General features: G+C 62.3%; 13 protein-coding genes. 4 read left to right on the top strand and 9 right to left on the bottom strand.

Going from position 1 to position 15,540, the window contains the following annotated elements:
- Positions 1 to 32: 32 nt before the first annotated feature.
- The gene (cueR, locus tag ACYAR8_RS01015; protein ID WP_074891011.1) at positions 33 to 440 is read right to left on the bottom strand and encodes a Cu(I)-responsive transcriptional regulator; all 408 of its coding nucleotides are present in this window, start codon (positions 438 to 440) and stop codon (positions 33 to 35) included.
- Entirely contained in the window at positions 437 to 2,689 is a 2,253-nt protein-coding gene (locus ACYAR8_RS01010) for a heavy metal translocating P-type ATPase (protein WP_463578795.1), read from the bottom strand. Before ACYAR8_RS01010 ends, cueR begins: the two co-directional genes overlap by 4 nt.
- Positions 2,690 to 2,864: 175 nt before the next feature.
- On the opposite strand from ACYAR8_RS01010, the gene ACYAR8_RS01005 reads away from it, so the two are divergent.
- A complete protein-coding gene (locus tag ACYAR8_RS01005) occupies positions 2,865 to 3,800 on the top strand; it encodes a LysR substrate-binding domain-containing protein (protein ID WP_074891008.1) in 936 nt (311 codons plus the stop codon).
- Positions 3,801 to 3,842: 42 nt separating this feature from the next.
- Here ACYAR8_RS01005 and ACYAR8_RS01000 read toward each other — a convergent pair whose 3' ends face one another.
- Complete coding sequence (locus ACYAR8_RS01000) at positions 3,843 to 5,003, bottom strand: aminotransferase class V-fold PLP-dependent enzyme (RefSeq protein ID WP_463578794.1); 1,161 nt, start codon at positions 5,001 to 5,003, stop codon at positions 3,843 to 3,845.
- Between the two features lie 207 nt (positions 5,004 to 5,210).
- On the opposite strand from ACYAR8_RS01000, the gene ACYAR8_RS00995 reads away from it, so the two are divergent.
- Positions 5,211 to 5,672 carry an Lrp/AsnC family transcriptional regulator gene (locus tag ACYAR8_RS00995; protein WP_108119184.1) on the top strand — a complete coding sequence of 154 codons (462 nt, stop codon included), beginning with the start codon at positions 5,211 to 5,213 and terminating at the stop codon, positions 5,670 to 5,672.
- Positions 5,673 to 5,781: 109 nt separating this feature from the next.
- On the opposite strand, the gene pcsA is transcribed toward ACYAR8_RS00995, so the two are convergent.
- Entirely contained in the window at positions 5,782 to 6,501 is a 720-nt protein-coding gene (gene pcsA, locus ACYAR8_RS00990; protein ID WP_065988791.1) for a phosphatidylcholine synthase, read from the bottom strand.
- Between the two features lie 325 nt (positions 6,502 to 6,826).
- On the opposite strand from pcsA, the gene ACYAR8_RS00985 reads away from it, so the two are divergent.
- The gene (locus tag ACYAR8_RS00985; RefSeq protein ID WP_463578979.1) at positions 6,827 to 7,117 is read left to right on the top strand and encodes a hypothetical protein; all 291 of its coding nucleotides are present in this window, start codon (positions 6,827 to 6,829) and stop codon (positions 7,115 to 7,117) included.
- 68 nt (positions 7,118 to 7,185) lie between these two features.
- Here ACYAR8_RS00985 and ACYAR8_RS00980 read toward each other — a convergent pair whose 3' ends face one another.
- Together ACYAR8_RS00980 and ACYAR8_RS00975 are read right to left on the bottom strand one after the other, a co-directional pair.
- The gene (locus tag ACYAR8_RS00980; protein ID WP_463578793.1) at positions 7,186 to 9,180 is read right to left on the bottom strand and encodes a peptidase U32 family protein; all 1,995 of its coding nucleotides are present in this window, start codon (positions 9,178 to 9,180) and stop codon (positions 7,186 to 7,188) included.
- Between the two features lie 122 nt (positions 9,181 to 9,302).
- Positions 9,303 to 9,683 (bottom strand): RidA family protein, encoded by a 381-nt coding sequence (locus ACYAR8_RS00975; protein ID WP_074890999.1) that lies wholly within the window; start codon positions 9,681 to 9,683, stop codon positions 9,303 to 9,305.
- A 442-nt stretch (positions 9,684 to 10,125) separates the two neighbouring features.
- On the opposite strand from ACYAR8_RS00975, the gene ACYAR8_RS00970 reads away from it, so the two are divergent.
- Positions 10,126 to 10,983, top strand: coding sequence for an SDR family oxidoreductase (locus ACYAR8_RS00970; protein WP_463578792.1), 858 nt, complete (start codon positions 10,126 to 10,128; stop codon positions 10,981 to 10,983).
- Between the two features lie 97 nt (positions 10,984 to 11,080).
- Here the strand turns inward: ACYAR8_RS00970 and ACYAR8_RS00965 are convergent, their stop codons facing one another.
- From ACYAR8_RS00965 to ligD, 3 genes are all read right to left on the bottom strand, one after another.
- Complete coding sequence (locus tag ACYAR8_RS00965; RefSeq protein ID WP_463578791.1) at positions 11,081 to 11,263, bottom strand: hypothetical protein; 183 nt, start codon at positions 11,261 to 11,263, stop codon at positions 11,081 to 11,083.
- A 25-nt stretch (positions 11,264 to 11,288) separates the two neighbouring features.
- A complete protein-coding gene (locus ACYAR8_RS00960; RefSeq protein WP_463578790.1) occupies positions 11,289 to 12,536 on the bottom strand; it encodes a zinc-dependent alcohol dehydrogenase in 1,248 nt (415 codons plus the stop codon).
- A 274-nt stretch (positions 12,537 to 12,810) separates the two neighbouring features.
- Positions 12,811 to 15,516, bottom strand: coding sequence for a DNA ligase D (gene ligD / locus ACYAR8_RS00955; RefSeq protein WP_463578789.1), 2,706 nt, complete (start codon positions 15,514 to 15,516; stop codon positions 12,811 to 12,813).
- Positions 15,517 to 15,540 lie beyond the last annotated feature (24 nt).

The raw sequence follows: 15,540 nt of genomic DNA, 5'->3' as shown, positions 1-15,540 counted from the left end.
GAGCGGCGGTGAGGCAGGCAGGGGCGCGCGCGTTACCCATTCAGGCGAACTCCGTTCGACGCCAGGTCCGCCAGAATCGGGCAATCCGGCCGGCGGTCGCCGTGGCAGTGGCTGACCAGGTCCTGCAGGGTGTCGCGCAGCCCGGCCAGTTCCTCGATCTTCTGATTGAGTTCGACGATGTGCTTGTGGGCCAGCGCCTTGACGTCGGCGCTGGCGCGGCCACGGTCTTGCCAGAGGGTCAGCAGTTTGCCGACTTCTTCCAGGGAAAACCCCAGGTCTCGCGAGCGTTTGATGAACGCCAGGGTGTGCAGCGCGTCCGGACCGTACAGGCGATAGCCGCTGTCGGTGCGGGTAGCGGCCGGCAGCAGGCCGATGGATTCGTAGTAGCGAATCATCTTGGCGCTGAGGCCGCTGCGTTTGGCGGCTTGTCCGATGTTCATGAGGCGTCTCTCTTGTCGTTGGCCTTGGCTTTGGGGTCGTGTTTGGTTTCGTCTTCAGGTGTCCAGATTTTCAACAGCAGGGCGTTGCTCACGACGCTGACGCTGGACAAGGCCATGGCCGCGCCTGCCAGCACCGGGTTGAGCACGCCGAACGCAGCCAGCGGTATGCCGATCAGGTTGTAAACGAAGGCCCAGAACAGGTTTTGCCGGATCTTCGCGTAGGTCTTGCGGCTGATGTCGAGGGCGGCGGGGATCAACCGCGGGTCGCCGCGCATCAGGGTGATGCCGGCGGCGTGCATGGCAACGTCCGTGCCGCCGCCCATGGCAATGCCAATGTCGGCAGCGGCCAGGGCCGGGGCGTCGTTGATGCCGTCACCGACCATCGCCACCACGCCGGTTTTTTTCAGTGCCACGACGGTTGCGGCTTTATCGGCGGGCAACACCTCGGCGTGCACATCGCTGATGCCCAGCGCCTGCGCGACGACCCTGGCGCTGCCGCGATTGTCACCCGTCAGCAGGTGACTGCTGATGTGCCGGGCGCTCAGTTGCGCGATGGCCTCAAAGGCGCCGGGCTTGAGCGTGTCGCCGAAGGCAAACAGGCCGAGCACCTTATGCTGCGGGCTCAATTCGATCAGCCAGGACAGCGTGCGGCCTTCAGCTTCCCAGGCCTGAGCACGCTCCTGCAGGACGTCCCCGCTCAAGCCGCTTTCTTCCTGCAAGCCGCTTTCTTGCAGCAGCCGACGATTACCCAGCGCCAGCTCGCGGCCCTGCAGGGTCCCGGCGATTCCGCGTCCGGCCAGCGCGCGGCTGTTGCCGACGGCCTCCAGGCTCAGACCGCGCTCTGTGGTCATGTCCAGCACTGCTTTGGCCAACGGGTGTTCGCTGCCACGCTGCAGCGCGCCGGCCCGTTGCAGCAAGGTGTTTTCATCACCGTCGAGCGCGACCATGTGAGCAATGCGCGGCGCGCCGGAGGTCAGCGTGCCGGTCTTGTCGAAGACCACCGTGGTGACTTCATGGGCGCGCTCCAGGGCTTCAGCGTCCTTGATCAAAATGCCGTGAAGTGCAGCCACGCCGGTGCCGGCCATGATAGCGGTCGGCGTCGCCAGCCCCAGCGCACAGGGGCAGGCGATGACCAGCACGGTGACGGCGTTGATCAGCGCGACCTCCAGTGACGCGCCCGCCATCAGCCAGCCGGCGAGTGTGGCAACCGCCACCAGCAAAACCACCGGCACGAACACCTGACTGACCTTGTCGACCAGCTTCTGGATCGGCGCCTTGGCTGACTGCGCGTCCTCCACCAGCCGAATGATGCGCGCCAGCACGGTTTCCGCGCCCAGCGCTTGAGTGCTGATCAGCAGACGGCCCTCGCCATTGATCGCGCCGCCGGTGACCTTGTCGCCTGGCTGCTTGGGCACCGGCAGGCTCTCGCCGCTGATCAGTGCTTCGTCGGCGTGGCTCTGGCCTTCGATCACCTGGCCATCCACCGGGAAGCGCTGGCCGGGTTTCACGACCACCTGATCGCCGATGCTCAGCGTGCTAATGGCGACGTCCACTTCCTGCCCGTCCACCCGCTTCATCGCCCGCTCAGGGCGCAATGCCTCCAGCGCCCGGATCGCGCTGGCGGTCTGGCGCTTGGCGCTGCTCTCCAGGTATTTGCCGAGCAGGACCAGCGCGATCACCACCGCCGACGCCTCGAAATACAGGTGCGGCGCGGTACCGGGCGCGGCGTTCAGCCATTGATAGACGCTCAGACCGTAACCGGCGCTGGTGCCCAAGGCGACGAGCAGGTCCATATTGCCGGCACCGGCACGCACGGCTTTCCAGGCCGCCACGTAAAAGCGCGCGCCGAGCAGGAATTGCACGGGGGTCGCCAGGGCGAATTGCAGCCACGGCGAGAGCATCCCGTGGATGCCGAACGGTTGCAGCAGCATCGGCACCACCAGCGGCAGCGCCAGCACGATGGCGAGTATCAACTGCCAGCGCGCGGTGTCGTGGCGTTTGCGCTGATCGGCTTGCTGCGCGGCTGAATCCTGCTCAAGGCTGGCGCTGTAGCCGGCCTTGTCGACGGCGGCCAGCAGTAGGGCGGGGTCGATCTGCCCGCTGACTTCGACGTGGGCACGTTCGTTGGCGAGGTTGACTGTGGCGACCTGGACACCGGGCACTTTGCGCAACGCGCGCTCGACCCGACCTGCGCAGCTTGCGCAGGTCATGCCGCCGATAGGCAGATCGAATGTTGCGGGACTGGGCATCGTGGTCACTCCGGTAAATCGATTGCCAGTAAGGATCAACCTTGCCCTTCTGGCAAGGTCAAGGGTCGATGGGACGATGAACGTGGTGCGGCTTGGCCCGACAAGCGCTGCGCAGGACAGTCCATTGGCAACCTGCCACAATCGCAGCCCCTTTCGGCCAGGCGAGCGGCATACCGTGTACGACTTCAACGATTTGTACTACTTCGTGCAGGTGGTAGAGAACAAGGGGTTCGCCGCCGCCGCGCGCAAGATCGAAGTGCCGAAGACCAAGCTCAGCCGTCGCATCGCTCAACTGGAAGATCGGCTCGGGGTACGTCTGATCCAGCGCACCACGCGCAAGTTCACGGTGACCGAGGTCGGGCTGGATTATTACCGTCACTGCGTGGCAATGCTGGTCGAGGCCGATGCTGCGGAGAAAGTCGTCGAGCAGTCGAGGTCCGAACCCCAGGGGATCGTGCGCATCAGTTGCCCGCCGGCGCTGGGGGCCATGGGGGTGAGCGACACCATCGCCAGGTTTTTGGTGCTGCACCCGAAAGTGCAGATTCAGGTGGAGAGCAGCAACCGTCGGGTGGATGTATTGGGGGAGGGGTATGACATCGCTCTGAGGGTGCGTTTTCCGCCGCTGGACGACGAGAATCTGGTGATGAAGGTGTTGGGCGAGAGTCATCAGCGGCTGGTGGCTCGCCCCTCATTGCTGGAGGGCAGGACAGTTCGTACGCCGCAGGAGCTGGTGGGTCTGCCGAGCATGGATCTGGCGCCGGCGAACCGTGAGCACCGATGGGCGCTGATCGGCCCGGGCGATGAGCGGATCGAGGTTCCCCATCAGCCGCGCTTTGTGACCTCTGATCTGGACGCGTTGCACCGCGCGGCCGTTGAGGGTGTGGGTGTGGTGCAGCTGCCGGAGATCATGGTTCGGCATTCGTTGCATGAGGGGCGGCTGGTCGAGTTACTGCCGGGGTTTCGGCCGCCAAGCGGGTTGATCCATGCGGTGTTCCCGTCTCGCCGAGGGTTGCTGCCCTCGGTGCGGGGGCTGGTGGATTTGCTGGCGGAGGATTTCGGGGCGAATGCGAAGGCGGATCGAGAGGCGTGTGCGTTGGCGGGGAAGCTGTGAGCCGCGGGAAGCTCCCAATGTGGGAACCTCCCAACCACGCTCTCACCAGAACGTCGTCGACGGCGCACTGACCTTTCCGGCAATCACCGCAATCGCCTTTTCCACATCACCCACCTCGGTGTACCGGCCCAAGCTCAGCCGCAAGCTGCTGCCGGCCTGGGCCTGACTCAATCCCAAACCCAGTAACACGTGAGAAACGCTGCTGCTCGCCGAGTTACACGCCGAGGTCGATGAAACCGCCAGTTCGCTGGCAAGGCTGGCGACGTTGAAGCCCGGGCTGTCGATGCAGACGTTGAGGGTGTGGGGGACGCGCTGGGCTGGATCGCCATTCAGGCTCACGCCGTTCAGGTTGAGCAGACCTTCGCGCAGTTGCGCCGACAAGGCACTGATGCGTGCAACTTCCTCGTCCATCTCAGCGCTGGCGAGGGCGTAAGCCGCCCCCATGCCGACGATCTGGTGGGTGGCGAGGGTGCCGGAGCGATAACCCTGTTCGTGGCCGCCGCCGTGCATTTGTGCTTCGAGCAGCGGCCGTGCGCGTTCGCCGACGTACAAGGCGCCGATGCCTTTCGGGCCATAGGTTTTGTGCGCGGAGAAGGACATCAGGTCTACTGCCAATGCGCTCAGGTCTATCGCCAGTTTGCCAGCACCCTGGGCGGCGTCGACGTGGAACAGAGCGCCGTGTTCACCAACGAGTTTGCCGATCGCGGCGATGTCGGTGACGGTGCCCAGCTCGTTGTTGACCAGCATCAGCGACACCAGCAGCGTGTCGTCACGCAGTGCCTGGCGTACGGCATCCGGGTGAATCAGGCCGCGGTTGTCGGGCTTGAGCCAGGTCACCGGGAAACCGGCCTGCTCAAGCTGGCGCACGGTGTCAATCACGGCTTTGTGTTCGATGGTGCTGGTGATGAGGTGGCGGCGTGCGCCGTTGCTCGGGTTGAGCGCGATGCCCTTGATTGCCAGATTGTTGGATTCGGTAGCGCCCGAGGTCCAGACCAGATCGTCGGCACTGCAGCCCACCAGCTCTGCGACCTGACGGCGCGCCAACTCAACGGACTGGCGGGCTTGATTGCCGTATGCGTGGGAGCTGGAGGCCGGGTTGCCGAAGGTGCCTTCGCGGCCCAGGCAGGTGATCATGGCCTGGATGACGCGGTCATCGACCGGTGTGGTGGCGGCGTAATCGAAATAACAAGGGAGTGTTTTCATTGGGAGGTTCTGCGCTGTCCGTCGTGCAGAAAATACTACTAGCGTCAGGCTGAAAAAAAATTGATTCCTCGACGGATATTGGCGCTCCAGATAGAAAGTTATTCCGATTAACGCACAGATATCGGAATACTATTTTCGGCCCGGCGCTTTTTGGCCTATCTTTATCGCTTACCGGCATATGACGTCACTGAGGCTACTGCGCATTCCATGGACAAATTCGACCAGGCCATCCTGAGCATTCTGCAAAACGACTGCACCCGCCCGATCGCCGAAATCGCCGACAGCGTTGGTCTCGGCAGCACCGCCTGCTGGCGTCGCGTACAGAAGCTCGAAGAGCAGGGCATGATTCGTGGGCGGGTGGCATTGCTCGATCCCGGGCAGTTGAACGTCGCCGTGACGGTCTTCGCCGCCATTCGCACCAACCAGCACAACGCCCAATGGCTGGGGCGCTTCCATGATCTGATTGCGACGCTGCCCGAAGTTGTGGAGTGCTATCGCATGGCTGGCGACACCGACTACATGCTGCGGATCGTGGTGCCGGACATCGCCGGCTACGACGCCGTTTACAAAAAGCTGATCCAGTTGTCCGGCATCACCGACATGAGTTCCAGCTTCGCCATGGAGCAGATCAAGTCCACCACCCAGCTGCCGTTGAACTACAGCCTGTAAACCCTGGTCCGGGAAGCATTAAAAACGCCCGGTCCAAATGCCGTGCAAAAAAAGCAGCCCTCCAAAGGGGGGCTGCTTTTTTGTGCGTCGGAGAAAGTCGCCGGACGAATCAGACGCGGGCTTTGTCGATCCATTCCATCGACGTGCGCCAGATGCAGATCCCCAGGAAGTACGCCGACATGGCCAGCCACACGAACAAGGCGACCGATCCGTTGTACGGATGGTTCATCACCAGCAGGAAGCTGCAGAAGAACCACACGGCAGTGACCGCGATGTTAAGGGGCATGAAGCGGCGGACGCGGAACGGGTGCAGGAACTTCATGCGGGTGACGGTCAGCAGCGCCAGGCAGATCACCGTGATGAAGGTCAGCCACGGTGCCGGGGAAAGGATGTACACGCACAGGGCGACGACGTTCCAGGCGGCGGGGAAGCCCTGAAAGTAGTTGTCCTTGCTTTTCATCTCGACGTTGCAGAAACAGAACAGCGACGACACCAGAATGATCGAGGTGGTCAGCAGCAGGGTGTATTCCGGCAGGGGGATGTAGCGGTAGATGAACAGGGCGGGGATGAAGACGTAGGTCAGGTAATCGATCACCAGGTCGAGTACTGAGCCGTCAAAGTGTGGCAGCACAGACTGCACGTTCAGCTTGCGCGCCAGGGAGCCGTCCACGCCATCGACAATCAGGGCAAAGCCCAGCCAGAGCAGGCACGCCTTGGGTTGATTGTCGAACAGAGCAATGGTCGCGAGAAAAGCGAGCACCACGCCGGTGGCGGTAAAGCCATGGGCGCCCCAGGCCTTGAGCCAGGCGATGCGTTGAATTGGAATCATGGACGGTCCTTCTGGAAATAAGCGGGTTCGGTCGGGTACGGCAGAGGTCGACGGAACCAGAGGTGCATCTATCGACCGGGGATCGGTCGATAAGGTTCATACGTAACCGCTACACGGTAGCAGGCGGCGCAGGCTTTCGTTACTCAAATGTGACGCCGCGTCATGGAACAGAGCGGCGCAGGTGTCATTGGTCGGCTGACCGACAAAGAAGGCAATATGCTGGCCCCGTTGAGTCGACGATCTCGTCAGAATCCACGCCTGATCAGTCACTTAGGCAAGGAATCGCATGTCATTTCTCAAGACTCTACTGACCTTCTGCGTGCTCATGACGGTGACTTCCCAGGCCTTGGCCCGCAGTCCCAGCAAGAACGAACGCGACCTTTGCACTTGGGGCGCGGGGATGGCCGGCACCGCTCAGCAATACAAACTGTCCGGTCTGACGCTGTACGGCGCGCGCAAGAAAATGCAGGCCCAGCACTTCGCCCAGCAATGGATGCGCATGAGCGCGCTGGGTATCACCGAACAGACCTACGACAGCCCGTCGAGGCTGCGGCCGGAAGGCGTCAAACAGGTGTATTACGAAGGCTGCATCAAGCACGAAGTCGCCCGGCGCTGACTCACCGCGCTGCACCCCGGAAGGTGCAGCGCGATCAGTGCAACCTTATAGCCCAGATACAGACAGGATCAGTGCGGCGCGCGCGGGATGGTCTTCAGCAGATCCGCAGGGCTGATATGCCCCACCACCTGAACGCCGCTGCCCGGATGCGGCAGACCCAGAATATGGCCCTTGATCTTGCCGATCACGTGCATCTCGCACGGCTTGCAATCGAATTTCAACGTCAGCACTTCATCGCCATGCACCAGTTGCATCGGCGCCACCTTGGTGCGCACGCCCGTCACGCCCTTGGCCTGCTTGGGGCACAGGTTGAAGGAGAAGCGCAGACAGTGTTTGGTGATCATCACCGGCACTTCGCCCTTTTCTTCATGGGCTTCATACGCGGCGTCGATCAACTGCACGCCGTGACGGTGATAGAAGTGCCGCGCCTTCTCGTTGTAGACGTTGGCCAGGAACGACAGGTGCGCCTCAGGGTAAACCGGCGGCGGCGACGTTTCTGGCTTGCGGGCACCGCGTGGGTGCGCCTGGATGCGAGCGGCAGTCAAGGTCTCGATGACCTCGCGGCGCAAGGCCTTGAGTTGCGAGTTCGGAATGAAAAACGCTTGCGGCGCGTCCAGCTCGATGGCGGTCGCGTGGTATTCGGTGGTGCCCAGTTGGCCGAGCAGATCGTGCAGTTGCTCCAGCGCCTGCTCCGGTTTATTGGCGACGCCAAATGGCCCGTTCAGCTCGACGCGGGCGCTGATGCCTTCTTCGCTGGTAGCGACCAGCTCCAGACGCTCTTCACGCAGACGCGCCACCCATGACAGGCCGATGCGGCGTTCGGCCGAGGTCTTCTGCAAAGCCTGCTGCCAGTTGTGATCGAGGTTGCGGCTGAGCGGATGGTTGGGCCGCAGTTGCAGGCCTTTCGGCATCTCGTTCGGCTCGACACGGTAGCGGTAGCGCTTCTCGCCGTCTTCTTCGAACTCGCCTTTGGGCTCGGCGATATTGGCGCGGAAACCCACCACTTCGCGCTTGACCAGCACGTTGAGGCCGTCGCCGTTGGACAGCGGCTCATGGGTCACCACCTGCAAGTCGCGCTTGCCGACTTTCTCGACCACGCCGACCAACAGGCCGGTGAAGGTCGGCGAATCGAACGCGCCGATGTCGATTTTGCGATCGGTGACGAAGTAGTCGGTGCTGCCCCGGTGGAAGGTCTTGTCCGGGTCCGGCAGGAAGAAGTGCGCGGTGCGGCCGCTGGAGGCGCGGGCCAGGTCCGGTCGATCTTCCAGAATGTCGTCCAGACGCTGGCGATAATAGGCCGTGATGTTCTTCACATAGCCCATGTCCTTGTAGCGACCTTCGATCTTGAACGAACGCACGCCGGCGTCCACCAGCGCGCGCAGGTTGGCGCTCTGGTTGTTGTCTTTCATCGACAGCAGGTGTTTTTCGTAGGCGACAACGCGACCCTGGTCGTCTTTCAGCGTATAGGGCAGGCGGCAGGCCTGGGAGCAGTCGCCACGGTTGGCACTGCGCCCGGTGTGCGCGTGGGAAATATTGCACTGACCGGAGAAGGCCACACACAGCGCGCCATGAATGAAGAACTCGATGGCCGCATCGGTTTCGTCGGCAATGGCGCGGATTTCCTGCAGGTTGAGCTCGCGGGCCAGCACCAGCTGCGAGAAGCCGGCCTGATCGAGGAAGCGTGCGCGTTCCAGCGTGCGGATGTCGGTCTGGGTGCTGGCGTGCAGCTCGATGGGCGGAATGTCCAGCTCCATCACGCCGAGGTCCTGCACGATCAGCGCGTCGACGCCTGCGTCGTAGAGCTGATGGATCAGCTTGCGCGCCGGCTCCAGCTCGTTGTCGTGAAGGATGGTGTTGATGGTGGTGAAGACGCGGGCGTGGTAACGGCGGGCGAACTCGACCAGTTGGGCGATTTCGCCGACCTCGTTGGCCGCGTTGTGGCGCGCACCGAAGCTGGGGCCGCCGATGTAGATCGCGTCAGCGCCATGCAGAATGGCCTCGCGGGCAATGGCCACGTCGCGGGCAGGGCTGAGCAATTCCAGGTGATGTTTGGGCAGAGACATATTTTTTATTCGGCACGGTCACGGTCAAGGCGCGCATTGTAGCGGCGAAACGCCTGACCGGCACCCGTCTGCTGCCCGATGGCGCGTGCCTGGATGAGAGGGGCTTCAGGAAACCCGCGTGATCAGGCCCTGGCGGCCATCGCCGTGACTTCCACGCGCATGCCTTCGACGGCCAGTGCGGCGACGCCAACCGCGGCGCGCACGGGCCAGGGTTTGGCGAAGAAGCGTGTGTAGACTTCGTTGAACGCGGCACGGTCGGCCATGTCGGTGAGGTAGATGGTCAGGTGCAGCACGCGGTCCATGGAACTGCCGGCCCGTTCCAGCGCCACCTTAAGCGCCTGCAGCGTGCATTCGCTCTGCTCGACGATACCGCCCAGTTCCAGGCTGCCGTCGGCGCGTGTTGGAATCTGCGTGGAAACCAGCAGGCCGCCGAAGCCGGCGACGTCCGAGGAGATGGAATCGGCGTCAGGATCCGGCGTGAAGGTGATGTCGTGGTTTGCCATAGGATGGTCTTCTCCGAGTGTAGGGATGACAGGCCGGGAAACGGCCGGCGGTCATGATGTCCGACTCGGAAGGGAAATGGGAGGCTTGACAGTGTTGCGGCGGGCCGGGTGAGCAGCTTGGCCGATCAAGACATCATGCGTACGCACCAGGGGGGCGGCATAAAAAAGCAAGCCGCCTTCACGTTATCTCTGACGCGAAGGCGGCTCCGGGGGGGTTGTCAAATCGGCGGATTCAACGCGATTGAAAGTAGCAGTGGTGAATTCCGTTAGCTAGCTAACATTTGGCAATACAGTATTGCGGATGTGGAAAGAATCGAGATCGCATCGATGCCCGATGAAGCCGCCTGGCACGGCTGTCAAAAAAACTCCGAACTCATCCCTCGCGCCCTCAGTCCACCCTTGACGCTGACCGTTTGCGTTGGACTATTTCAAGGAGAGCCCCATGACTGATTATCCGAAACCGCCGTTCAAGCCTCAGCAGCAAACAGTGCCCGGCGATCAGAGCAGAATGGATCCCTACCCGGATTGCGGCGAGACGAGCTACAAGGGCTCCGGCCGCATGAGCAACAAGATTGCGTTGATCACCGGCGGCGACAGCGGCATTGGCCGTGCAGTGGCGATTGCCTACGCCCGTGAAGGCGCTGACGTGGCGATTTCGTACCTTGATGAACACGAAGACGCCAAGGAAACCGCTCGCTGGGTGGAGGAGGCGGGCCGTCAGTGCCTGCTGCTGCCGGGCGATCTGGCCGAGAAGGCGCAGTGCCTGGCCATCGTCGATGAGACGGTGAAAAAGTTCGGCCGCATCGACGTGCTGGTCAATAACGCTGCGTTCCAGATGTCCCACAAGGCCCTTGAGGAAATCTCCGACGAGGAGTGGGTGAAAACCTTCGATATCAACGTCACTGCGATGTTTCGCATCAGCAAGGCGGCGGTTCCTCACATGGCAGCGGGCACCTCGATTATCAATACCAGTTCGGTGAATTCCGATTCGCCGAAGCCGACGCTGCTGCCGTATGCGGCCACCAAAGGCGCCATAGCCAACTTCACCGCCGGGCTGGCGCAATTGCTCGGTGAGCGTGGCATCCGCGTGAACAGCGTCGCGCCCGGCCCGATCTGGACGCCGCTGATTGTGTCGACCATGACCGATGAAGACGTGAAAAGCTTCGGCGAAGAAACGCCCTTGGGCCGTCCTGGCCAACCGGTTGAAGTGGCACCGATCTATGTACTGCTGGGCTCCGACGAAGGCAGTTACATCTCGGGGACACGTTATGGCGTGACCGGCGGCAAGCCGATTCTGTAGCGGGGCTTGTCAGGGCTGCTGCGTCGCGATCAGAAGACGCAGACAGAAAAGGGGCTGCCCATGCAGCCCCTTTTTTAGTTCAGCGTTTCGTGCGCTGTTAAACCCGCCTTGGCCCGGCGATGACCCGGATGGCGGCGCCGATTACCGGGAAGATAACGATCAGCACCGTCCAGCCCACCTTGGTGCCGGACGATTTACTGGTGCACCACACACTGGCGATGGCCCACACGTCCACCAGCAGAATGATGATCGCCACGGCGATCGAGAACAGTGTTTCCATTTCATTGTCCTCGGTGCGCGCGGGATCACATGGCGGGGATGCCGGTGACCGTTCCAGTTTCATTTTCAGTTTCAGTCACGGACACCGTCAGAGGGATTTCAGGGCTGCCCGGAGTCAGGATGACCTTGCGGCAGTCTTCCTGTTTCTTGTCGAAAATCTTGTAACCCTCGGCGGCTTTCTCCAGGGACATGCGGTGGCTGATGATCGCTTCGGGCGCAAGGCGGCCGGTTTCGATGTGTTCGAGCAGTTCCGGCAGGTAGCGCTGCACGTGGGTCTGGCCCATTTTGAAGGTCAGGCCCTTGTCGAACGCATCGCCGAACAGGAAGCCGTGGATGAAACCGGCGTACACACCCGGCACGCTGACCACGCCGCCACGGCGCACCGCAGCAATGCACTGGCGCAAGGCCTTGCCGCTGCTGCCTTCGATTTTCAGGTTGGTCAGAATGGTTTCGGTGGTGCTGCCCTTGGCTTCGAACCCTACCGCATCGACCACGCCGTCGACGCCGCGCATGCCCTTGGTCTGCCGAATGATGGTGTCAGCGGGGTCGTCGTCTTCATCGAAGTTGATCGGGATCACGCCGTAGGTGGCCTGGGCGTAGGCCAGCCGGTAGGCATGATGGTCGACCATGAAGATCTGATCGGCGCCGAGCATCCGCGCAACGGCCGCCGCCATCAACCCCACAGGACCCGCGCCGTAGATGGCGATGCTCGAACCCTGGCCAATGCCGGTGTTGAGCACCGCCTGGTAACCGGTGGGCAGGATGTCGGAGAGGAACAGCACCTTTTCATCCGACAGCGTGCCGGGGACCTTGAAAGGGCCGGTGTTGGCCTTGGGTACGCGCACGTATTCGGCCTGTCCGCCGGGGATGCCGCCGTACAAGTGGCTGAAACCGAACAGCGCGGCCCCTGGTGGAATGGCCTTCTTGTTCATGATCGCGCCGCGACCGGTGTTGGTGGTTTCGCAGGCGGCGAACAGGTCCATGTTGCAGAAGAAACATTCGCCGCAGGCAATGACGAAGGGGATCACCACCCGGTCGCCTCGCTGCACGGCAGTCACGGCGGAGCCGGTGTCTTCAACGATGCCCATGAATTCGTGGCCGAAGATATCGCCATGTTCGACGGTGGGGATCTTGCCGCGGTACAGGTGCAGGTCGGAGCCGCAGATCGCCGTGGCAGTCACGCGCAGAATGATGTCGTCCGCTTGTTCGATGACCGGATCGGGGACGGTGTCCACTTTCACATCATGGGCGCCGTGGTAGGTGAGTGCTCTCATTGTGATTTTTCTCCGCGGTTAATTAGGGGCAACTAAGTAGCGGAGCAGGCAGCGAGGGGTTTAGTTCAGGACTTTGCAAGGGTGGGGGATTAGCGGTGCCTGCGGTGCTTCGGTGGGACCGGCTGAAGCCAGTCCCACTGCGTCATCGCGGTGCTTCTGTGGGACCGGCTTTAGCCGGGAAGAGGCCCGTGTACACACCACTATTTTTGCGGTGTGGCCACTGACGCCTTCCCGGCTGAAGCCGGTCCCACAAGGAAGTCCGCGCCAGGATGGGTTATTTCAGCCCGACCCGTCTGCGCATGTCTGCGGTAATGGTCTGCCGGGTTTTGCCCAGATCTGCCCACGGGTCGCTGTCCAGTTCCGCTAGGCGCTCGTGGACGGTGTTGATGTCCCAGGCGTTGGCGCCTTTGATCTCCAGCAGCTCTTCGCGATGGATCGGCACCGACACCGGCAGGCCTTCCCGGGTGCGCACCGAATACGCGCAGATGGTGGTGGCGCCGAGGCCGTTGCGCAGGTAGTCGATGAAAGTCTTGCCAATGCGGTTCTTCGGCCCTGACACCGCCGAAAACCGCTCCGGCAGCAGCCTGGCGATGTGCTTGACGATGGCGTGGCTGAAGTCTTTCACGGCGTCCCAGTCCGCTTTCGGCGTGAGCGGCACAACCACGTGAATCCCTTTGCCACCGCTGGTTTTCAGGAACGATGTGAGCCCCAGTTCATCCAGCACGGCGAGGGTGAGCTGCGTGGCTTCCACCATGGTTTTCCAGGGCAGCGCCGGATCAGGGTCCAGGTCGAGAATGAAACGGTCCGGCCGCTCAAGGTCCTTGGCGACGGCGTTCCAGGTGTGCAGCTCCATGGCGCTCATCTGCACGGCACCGATCAACGCTTCGATATTGTTGATCAGCATCACGGGGTGGCCGGTGTATTCCTTGCCCATGGTCTCGATGCCGGGGATCGCGAGGCGATCGGCATTTTTCTGGAAGAACAGCTCGCCGCCAATGCCTTCCGGCGCCCGCACCAGCGCCACGGGGCGTTGGGCGAGTTGTGGCAGAAGCCAGTCGGAAATGCGGATGTAGTAATCGGCGAGGTCGCGCTTGGTGGCGGCGCTGGTGGGATCAATCACTCGCTCGGGGTGAGTCAGACGGATCTTGCCGGTTGTGGCATCGGTTGGGCCTGACGATCCAGGCCGGCTTTGTTCAGACTTGACTGCCTTTGATGCTGTTGCGCCTTTGCGCTTGGCCGAGGGTTTGGGCGCCTCTTCTGGCTCTTCTGGTTTCTGTGCTGGCTTTGACTTTTGATTGGCAGAAGGTGCCGGAGCCGGAAGCTCCTCGGTGATCGATTCAGCTGGCTTGTCGGTGCGCAGGCCATGGAACACCGCATGCCGCACCGATCCCTCTTTGGTGAGTTCTGCAAAGGCGACTTCCGCCAGCAGCACCGGTTTGAGCCAGTGCACGCCCTTGGCTTCAAAACCGGTGGGCGGATTGACCACGGCAGCCTTCCTGGCGTGAAGCGGCGTCAGTTGCTCGTAAATCGTGCCCAATGTCGTTTCATTAAACCCGGTGCCGACCTTGCCGGCGTACCTAAGCTCGCCACTGTCGGTGTCATGTAATCCCAGCAGCAATGCGCCGAATTTGCTGCGCGCGCCCTTGGGATCGGTGTAGCCGACGACGACGAATTCCTGGCGGCGTTTGCACTTGAGCTTGATCCAGTCACCGCTGCGGCGCGACGCATAAGGGCTGCCGGCGCGCTTGCCGATCAGGCCCTCCATCTTCATCTGGCAGGCGCTGTTGAGCAGGACTTCCGGCACTTCCGCGAAGTCCTCGGAGTACCTGAGGGTCTCGTCGTCGGTGCGTTCGAGCACCCTGGACAGCGCGGCGCGCCGCTGTTCCACCGGCACTTCGCGCAGGTCCATGCCGTTCAGGAAGGGCATGTCGAACAGGTAATAAATGATGTTGCCACTGCGGCCGGCCTCGAAGGCATTTTGCAGGGCCTGGAAGTCGGGCACGCCTTCGTCGTTGGCGACGACCATTTCGCCGTCGAGCCAGGCCGACTCAAGGCCCAGCCCGGCGATGGCTTCAGCCTGGTGCGGCAGTTTGTGGGTCCAGTCATGGCCATTGCGGGTGAACAGCTGCACCTTGCCGTCGGCGACCCGCGCCATGACCCGATAGCCATCGAATTTGATCTCGTAGCGCCAGTCGCCCTCCGGCGCCGACTCCACCAGCGTGGCCAGTTCCGGCTTGATGAGGTCCGGCAGCTCTGCGGGCTCGGCCCCCACCAGTTGCGCCTTGGCGGAATGCTTCCGAGGGGCAGGGACTTTTTCTACGGGCTTGGGCTTGTCAGGCTTGGGCTCTGCCGTCCTGGACGTTGCAGACTTGGACGTTGACGCCGTTTTGCTCCCGCGTTTTTTGGGAATCAGGGTGCGCTCGCTGAGCACGCTGTCGGGCGACTCCTTGACCACGTCGTAGTCGCTTTCAGGACGGGCGAATTCGTCCTGATGCTTGATCAGAAACCACTGCTCCTGCTTGCCGGGAATGTGCGTTTTGACCAGGTTCCATACGCCGCCGAGCTTCTCACCCTGCAGGGCAAATTTAAGCTTGCCCTTGGCGTAGGCTTCGGCAGGGTCGGAGAGGGGTGTCCACACGCCGCGGTCCCAGACGATGACGTCGCCCGCACCGTAATGCCCTTCGGGAATGCTGCCCTCGAAGGTCGCGTACTCGACCGGGTGATCTTCGACGTGAACCGCCAGACGCTTGGCCTTGGGGTCCAGCGAAGGGCCTTTGGGCACGGCCCAGCTTTTCAGGGTGCCATCGATTTCAAGCCTGAAGTCGTAATGCAAGCGGGAGGCGTCATGCTTCTGGATGCAGAACTGCAGGGCATGGGCTGCTTTTTTGGTCGAAGCGCGTTTTTTCTTCGTGTTGCCTGAAGGCTCCGGCGTGGCGTCGAAATCGCGCTTGCGGTTGTATTCGTCCAGTCCGGCGCTCATGGAAATCCCTCACCCTTGGTGCAT

Source organism: Pseudomonas sp. HP_01 (assembly GCF_055284355.1).
This window is presented reverse-complemented; position numbering and strand designations above follow the sequence as displayed.